Source organism: Nocardioides pelophilus (genome assembly GCF_014180685.1).
GTDB lineage: Bacteria > Actinomycetota > Actinomycetes > Propionibacteriales > Nocardioidaceae > Nocardioides > Nocardioides pelophilus.
The window spans coordinates 53,332-59,497 of the sequence record NZ_JACEHF010000008.1 but is presented as its reverse complement, the minus strand read 5'-3'; the positions used below and the strand labels follow the sequence as shown (position 1 = coordinate 59,497).

At 73.6% G+C, this 6,166-nt stretch carries 6 protein-coding genes; 3 read left to right on the top strand and 3 right to left on the bottom strand.

Annotated elements, in window-relative coordinates; genetic code table 11:
• The 3 genes from H0488_RS03630 to H0488_RS03620 form a co-directional block, all read right to left on the bottom strand.
• The coding region (locus tag H0488_RS03630) for a hypothetical protein (RefSeq protein WP_220794151.1) at nt 1–1,964 on the bottom strand (1,964 nt) is incomplete at its 3' end.
• Complete coding sequence (locus H0488_RS03625) at nt 1,961–2,608, bottom strand: ABC transporter ATP-binding protein (RefSeq protein ID WP_183097912.1); 648 nt, start codon at nt 2,606–2,608, stop codon at nt 1,961–1,963. The genes H0488_RS03630 and H0488_RS03625, both read right to left, overlap by 4 nt.
• On the bottom strand, nt 2,605–3,507 hold the full coding sequence (locus H0488_RS03620; RefSeq protein ID WP_246371409.1) for an ABC transporter ATP-binding protein: 903 nt from the start codon (nt 3,505–3,507) through the stop codon (nt 2,605–2,607). The genes H0488_RS03625 and H0488_RS03620 overlap by 4 nt, the downstream gene beginning before the upstream one ends.
• Nucleotides 3,508–3,597: 90 nt before the next feature.
• Here H0488_RS03620 and H0488_RS03615 point away from each other — a divergent pair, with 90 nt between their 5' ends.
• The 3 genes from H0488_RS03615 (at nt 3,598) to H0488_RS03605 (ending at nt 6,161) form a co-directional block, all read left to right on the top strand.
• Nucleotides 3,598–3,783, top strand: a complete 186-nt coding sequence (locus tag H0488_RS03615; RefSeq protein WP_183097911.1) for a DUF1918 domain-containing protein — start codon at nt 3,598–3,600, stop codon at nt 3,781–3,783.
• Between the two features lie 165 nt (nt 3,784–3,948).
• A complete protein-coding gene (gap, locus tag H0488_RS03610) occupies nt 3,949–4,947 on the top strand; it encodes a type I glyceraldehyde-3-phosphate dehydrogenase (RefSeq protein ID WP_183097910.1) in 999 nt (332 codons plus the stop codon).
• A 5-nt stretch (nt 4,948–4,952) separates the two neighbouring features.
• Entirely contained in the window at nt 4,953–6,161 is a 1,209-nt protein-coding gene (locus tag H0488_RS03605; RefSeq protein WP_183097909.1) for a phosphoglycerate kinase, read from the top strand.
• Nucleotides 6,162–6,166: the final 5 nt, after the last annotated feature.

The following is a 6,166-nucleotide window of genomic DNA, read 5'->3' as shown; positions in this document are numbered from 1 at the left end:
GCGAGGATGCAGGTCTGCAGGCGAGCGGACCTCTGCAGCACGCGCGGGTCGACCCCGACCACCCGGAGCGCCGCGTGCTCACCCGTGCGCTCGGCGCGGAGCCGGGGCGCGGGCAGCGCCACGCCGAGCACCCCGAGCAGGAGGGCGCCGAGCGCGACGAGGAGCAGGTCGCGCGCCAGGCCGCTGCCGGAGTCCTCGATGACTGCTGCTGAGATCTCCCGCGGCGTCGCCGGTGTGCCGAGGCCGGCCAGCACCTCGTCGGGCGTGTCGGGACGCGCCAGCACCCACGGCTCGGCGGACGCGCCGAAGGAGCCGCCGTCGAAGGTGCTGGTGGGCAGGTCGAGCACCGTGCCCCCTGACCCGACCAGCGGCAGTGCCGGGACCGTGGCGAGCACGCGGCCGGGGCGGGGGAGGTTGGACGTGGTGGGGGCCTCGGGTTCGCCTCCCCAGTCGACGCTGGGCGTGGCCAGGAGCGGCGCCGACCACCCGCCCCGCTCGGTGGTGAGGACGCTGTTGCCGGCGACGCTCGGCCGCACGTCCAGCCCTTCGTCGTCGGCCGTCAGCTCGCCGGGCGGCCGGTCGTCGGGCTCGCTCACGACCCACTCGCGGTCCAGGAGGTCGAGGCCGCCGACGTTGAGCCGGGTGAGGTGGACGACCGGGCGCCGACAACGGCGCCGGGCCCAGGTGCTGTCGCCGCACGGACGCCCCACCGCCACCTCGAGGCCGAGCACCCGGCAGCCGAGGTCGCACCGTGCCAGGGGGACGTACGTCGTCGTGGTCGTGCCGGGCGGGAGGTGGACGAACAGCTCCTGCCGCGCGCCCCCCTCGACGCCGTCGGTCGCCACCGAGACCAGCGCGAACTCCGCGCGCGGGCTGTCCGTGGACACCGACGCGGTGAGGAACTTCCCGGTCGCCACCGGCTCGCGCTCCGCCGTCGTCGCCGCCTCGTGGAGGTCGAGGACGGCGGCGGAGCCCTGCTCCGCCGGAGTCCCGTCCAGCGCGTCGCCGACGACCCGCTCGTAGCGGGCGGTGTCGAGGTAGGCCCGCCGGGACACCGGCCGATCGTCGGGGAACACCCGGACCGCGGCCATCAACCACCGGCCGTCCGGGTCCGCCTCGCGGGTGGCCTCCAGCACGCCGTCGGGATCGCCCGCGTACCGGACGACGAGTGGCGCGCCCGCCGTCACCGCCCGGGTGTCCTCCTCCCAGTCCTGCACGGCGAAGAGCGTGTTGCAGGCGAGCGCGAGCAGCACTCCCGCAGCGACCAGGAGCGGCAGGCCGTCGGCCGCCCGCGGACCGGCCAGCCGGCGTCCGGTCAGCACGGGGACGAGGTCCGCGCGCTCTGCGAGCCAGCGGCCCACGACGCGCAGCAGACCGACGGCGAGCACGCCGACCGCGAGGCCGACCAGGGTCGGCCCGGCGTACGGCAGCCAACCGGGGCCGTCGCTGCCGCGCCGGAGCACGGCGACCACGGCCGCGACGACCACCAGGACCCCCACGAACCGCGAGGCCTGTCCGTCGCCGAGGGATCGTCGTCGACCCCCCAGCTGCGCGGGGAGCGGCTCGCGCAGCGCGACCAGCATCGCGACCAGGACGACGGCGCCGGCACCGGCCACGACCGCCAGGGCGTACGGCCACCGGTCAGGAGCCGCGGACCACGCCACCGCGACGCCGGCGCCGCCGCCGGCGAGCACCGGCACCAACGGCTCGGCCACCAGCGCGGCGGCCAGGGACCACCCGCGACGTCCGCGCAGGCGCAGCAGCGCCGCCTCGTGGCGCCGCCGGCCCCCCAGCGACTGCCCGGCGGCGGGCACGACGCCGGCGGCGAGGATCAGGAGCGGTGCGACGAGTCCGCCGTCGGCAGTGACCAGCGCTGCTCCCGCAGCGACGACGCAGATCGCGGCGGCCAGGGTGAGATGGGTGCCCCGCCGGTGCCAGAGCCCGGCCAGCAGCCGGGTCCTCATCCGAGGCGGCCCTCGTCGATCATCACCTGGTGGTCGGCGGCGTCGACGATCGCGGGGTCGTGGGTGGCGATGACGACGACGGCCCCTCGCTCCGCCTCGCGGCGCAGGGCGTCGAGGACGACGGTGACGTTGGCCTGGTCGAGCTCGCTGGTCGGCTCGTCCGCCAGGAGCACCGGCGCCTCGACCACCAGTGCCCGGGCGACGGCCACCCGCTGCATCTGACCGCCGGACAGCTCCTCGACCTGACGGTCGCCGAGGTCGGCGATGTCGAACCGGGCGAGCGCGGCCTCGGCCCGGTCGTTGGCGTCGGTCCAGCTCACCCCACGGGCACGGAGCGCGACGGCGACGTTCTCCCGCGCCGACAGGATCGGCACCAGGCCGTAGACCTGGAGGATGAAGGCGACCTCGGGGCGCGGGTCGCCGTTGCCGCGCCAGGTCGGTGCGCCGTCGTACGTCGCCGTCCCGGCGGTGGGCGCGATCAGCCCACCGGCGATGGACAGCAGGGTCGTCTTGCCGGAGCCGCTCGGACCGGCGACGGCCGTCACGCTCCCGGCCGCGAAGGTCACCGAGACGTCGTCGAGGATGAGTGGCCCGGGCCGGTAGCGGACCTGGTCGACGACCAGGTCGGCCCACGCGCCGGTCACCGGACCTCGTCCTGCGGGATGCCCGTCTGGTCGGCCGGGTGGGAGATGACGATCCGGCGCGGCTCGGCCTCGATCCGGACCAGGGTGCCGGGGGGCCACTGGGGCGTCAGGTGCGACGGCAGGTGGAGCACGCCCTCGGCGCCGATCACGGCGTACTCGGCCCCGTCGCGGCCCTCGGACCCGACCCGGCCGCCCTTCATCGTGACCGTCCGCGGGAACGTCGCGGCGACCTCGGGCTGGTGGGTCACCACGACGATGGTGGTCCCGAAGTCGCGGTTGAGGTTGTGCAGCAGCTGCACCACGGCGTCGCGATCGAGGTGGGAGAGCTGGCTGGTGGGCTCGTCGGCGAGCAGGACCTGGGGCTGGGTCGCCACCGCGCACGCCAGGGCCAGTCGCTGGCGCTGTCCGCCGGACATCGTGCTCACCACCTGGTCGGCCTGGTCGGCGAGGCCCACCCGGTCGAGCAGGTCGTCGGCCGAGGGTGCGTCGGAGAGCTCGGCTGCGGGGATCCCGATCCGCGCGAAGCCGATGTTGCGGCGGGCGGTCGTGTAGGGGAGCAGGTTGCGCGTGGCGCCCTGCAGCATCGTGGCCACGCGGCGGGCGCGCAGCCGGGAGAGGTGGCGCTCGCTCATCCGGGAGATGTCGTCGTCGCCGAGGAAGATCCGGCCTGCGCTCGGACGCTGGATCCCGCCGAGCAGGGCGAGGAGCGTCGACTTGCCGGACCCGCTCGGACCGAGGAACGCCACCCGCTCGCCGGGTTGGATCTCGAGATCGACGCCCTGCAGCGCGACCACGTCGTGACCCTCGAAGGTCCGGTAGAGGTGGACCACGCCCGCGCACCGCAGCCCGATCCCGCCGGCGCCGGCTCTCAGCCCCTCGCCCATCTCGACCTGCGTCATGCGCGTCATCATGCCTCTTGCCTACCGCCGCAGCGGAGAGCATCGTGGTCACTGACTCGTAACGATGCGCGCGGCACCGGAGGTGACCACATGCGAGCGAACGTGGGCGACCGACTCGTCGTCGAGGGCCGGACCGATTCGATGCACCGGCGCGAGGCCGAGGTGCTGGAGGTGCGGGGGGACGACGGCGGTCCGCCGTACCTCGTGCGGTGGGAGGACGGCCACGAGGCGCTGACCTTCCCGGGCGCCGACGCGCACGTCGTTCCCGGTCCGTGACAGCCGCGCGGAGCACGTGATCGTTGTTACCCGCACGTACGGCGGGACTGGCCGGTGTGCGGCGCGAGGGCGCTTGTAGGGTGACGGACGCGGGTGACTGAACGCCCGCGATCCAGTCAAGGCGGGCGACCGAACGCCCACCACCGAGACAAGGAGCACAACGCTGTGACCGTACGGGTAGGCATCAACGGATTCGGCCGCATCGGCCGCAACTTCTTCCGCGCAGTCCGCGCGAGCGGCCTCGACATCGAGATCGTCGGCGTCAACGACCTGACCGACAACGCCACCCTGGCGCACCTGCTGAAGTACGACTCGATCCTCGGTCGGCTCGACGCCGACGTGAGCTCGACCGACGAGGCGATCCTCGTCGGCGGCACCGAGATCAAGGCGTTCGCCGAGCGCGACCCGGCCGCCCTGAAGTGGGCCGACCTGGGCGTCGACGTGGTCGTCGAGTCCACCGGCTTCTTCACCGACGCGACCAAGGCCCGCGCCCACGTCGACGGCGGCGGCGCCAAGAAGGTCATCATCTCCGCGCCCGCCTCCCACGAGGACATCACCATCGTGATGGGCGTCAACCACGAGCTCTACGACGCCGAGCAGCACACCGTGATCTCCAACGCGTCGTGCACCACCAACTGCCTCGGCCCGATGGCCAAGGCGCTCAACGACGGCCTCGGCATCAACAAGGGCCTGATGACCACCATCCACGCCTACACCGCCGACCAGAACCTGCACGACAACATCCACAAGGACCCGCGCCGCGCCCGCGCCGCCGCCCTCAACATCGTGCCCACCTCGACCGGCGCCGCGAAGGCCATCGGCCTGGTGCTGCCCGAGCTCAAGGGCAAGCTCGACGGCTACGCCCTGCGCGTCCCGACGCCGACCGGCTCGCTCACCGACCTCTCGTTCGAGGCGGGTCGCGAGACCAGCGTCGAGGAGGTCAACGAGATCGTGAAGGCCGCGGCCGACGGCAGGATCCTGCGCTACTCCACCGACCCGATCGTGTCCTCGGACATCGTCACCGACCCGGCGTCGTGCATCTTCGACGCACCGCTGACCAAGGTCATCGGCAACCAGGTCAAGGTCGCCGGCTGGTACGACAACGAGTGGGGCTACTCCAACCGCCTCGCGGACCTGATCGTCCACGTCGGCGCCACCCTCTGATCTCGGTGTCGGAGTACGCCGGGCTCGGCGAGGTCAGCGGCAAGACGGTCCTCGTCCGGTCGGACCTGAACGTGCCCCTGGACGGGACGACGATCACCGACGACGGCCGGATCCGCGCCAGCGTCCCGACCATCAAGGCGCTGGCCGACGCCGGCGCCCGGGTGGTCGTGACGGCACATCTCGGCCGTCCCAAGGGTGCGCCCGACCCGGCGTACTCCCTGGGGCCGGTGGCCGCGCGGCTGGGCGAGCTGCTCGGCCAGGACGTCGCGTTCGCGACCGACACCGTCGGCGACTCGGCGCGCGAGACCGTGGCGGCGTTGCAGGACGGCCAGGTCGCCGTGCTCGAGAACGTGCGGTTCAACGCGGGGGAGACGAGCAAGGACGAGGCCGAGCGCGGTGCGTTCGCCGACCAGCTGGCGGCGCTGGCCGACGCCTTCGTGTCCGACGGCTTCGGTGTCGTGCACCGCAAGCAGGCCTCGGTCTACGACGTCGCGCAGCGGCTGCCGCACGCGATGGGCGGCCTGGTGGCGGCCGAGATCGACGTGCTGCGCCGGCTGACCGTCGAGCCCGAGCGTCCCTACGTGGTGGTGCTCGGTGGCTCGAAGGTGTCCGACAAGCTGGGCGTGATCGACAACCTGCTCGGCAAGGCCGACAAGCTGCTGATCGGCGGCGGCATGGTCTTCACCTTCCTCGCCGCCGAGGGGCACGAGGTCGGCAAGAGCCTCCTCGAGGAGGACCAGCTCGACATCTGCCGCGGCTACCTCCGCCGCGCGCACGAGGCCGGTGTGGAGCTGCTGCTCCCGACCGACGTCGTGGTCGACACCGCGTTCCCGTCCCACGACCGGGCCCCTGAGCCCGAGGTCGCGCTGTCGTCGGAGATCCCGGCCGACCGGCTCGGGCTCGACATCGGCCCGGAGAGCGCGGACCGGTTCGCGCACGCGCTGGCCGACGCGCGGACCGTCTTCTGGAACGGCCCGATGGGCGTGTTCGAGGTCGACGAGTTCGCGGCCGGCACCAGGTCCGTGGCGGAGGCGCTCACCAAGGTCACCGCCGCGGGCGGGCTGACCGTGGTCGGCGGCGGCGACTCCGCGGCCGCGGTCCGCAAGCTCGGCTTCGACGAAGCCGCGTTCGGCCACATCTCGACCGGAGGCGGCGCGAGCCTCGAGTACCTCGAGGGCAAAGAGCTCCCCGGCATCACCGTCCTGGAGGACTGAAGAAC

What these genes read in the sequence shown, in the direction of transcription:
- H0488_RS03620 (WP_246371409.1), bottom strand. Translation starts at nt 3,507, where the DNA reads ATGACGCAGGTCGAGATGGGCGAGGGGCTGAGAGCCGGCGCCGGCGGG.
- H0488_RS03615 (WP_183097911.1), top strand. Translation starts at nt 3,598, where the DNA reads ATGCGAGCGAACGTGGGCGACCGACTCGTCGTCGAGGGCCGGACCGAT.